1 protein-coding gene is annotated in these 821 nt (G+C 35.9%); it reads left to right on the top strand.

Features of this window, described 5'->3' with window-relative positions; genetic code table 11:
• Positions 1-780: IS3 family transposase (locus ACTQ46_RS11105; RefSeq protein ID WP_441749890.1), on the top strand; the 780-nt coding region annotated here is incomplete at its 5' end.
• Positions 781-821 lie beyond the last annotated feature (41 nt).

The following is an 821-nucleotide window of genomic DNA, read 5'->3' on the forward strand; positions in this document are numbered from 1 at the left end:
AATCGAAGTACTTATTACAAAATCCGGGATCGGAAGCCTTCCAAACGAGCACTTGAGAATCAGAAGTTGGATCAGGAGATTCTAAATATTTATTACAATACAAAGAGACGCTATGGAGCTCCTAAAATCCATCAGACTTTGCTTAAGAACGGCTATTTAGTAAGTCTAAAACGAGTTCAAAGAAGAATGACTTTTTTAGGGATTCGATCGATCGTAAACAAAAAACACCGTTATTACTCAAAGACTTCTTCAGCGGAAGGAAGAGGAAACTTACTCGAACAAGACTTTAAAACAACCACTATTAACCAAAAATGGTGTACAGATATCACTTATATTCATACCATAAAAGATGAATGGACCTATTTTGCCAGCGTTATGGACCTTCATAGCAAGAAGATCATAGGCTGGGCTTATGATACTTCAATGACTGCAGAGTTGGCTATAAAAGCTGTAAGAAATGCTTGTTTAAATGTTTCTGATTGCTCAGGTATAATCCTTCATAGTGATTTAGGATCTCAATATACGAGCCATGATTTTGAAAGTTATTTGGCAGAAAAAGAAATACAACATTCCTATAGCAAGAAGGGATGTCCTTATGACAATGCCTGTATCGAATCCTTTCACGCTGTGCTAAAAAAAGAAGAAGTGAACTTAAAGACTTATATTGATTCGCACGACGCCTATCAAAGTCTTTTTGAATATATCGAATCTTGGTACAACCGTAAAAGGATTCATAGCAGCATTGATTATCTAACACCAAGCGAAGCTCATGCTGCATAAAAAAATCTCTCACTTTACGTGTCTACTTTATTGACATAAGT

Source organism: Gallicola sp. Sow4_E12 (genome assembly GCF_052116305.1).
GTDB lineage: Bacteria > Bacillota > Clostridia > Tissierellales > Peptoniphilaceae > JBQKLI01.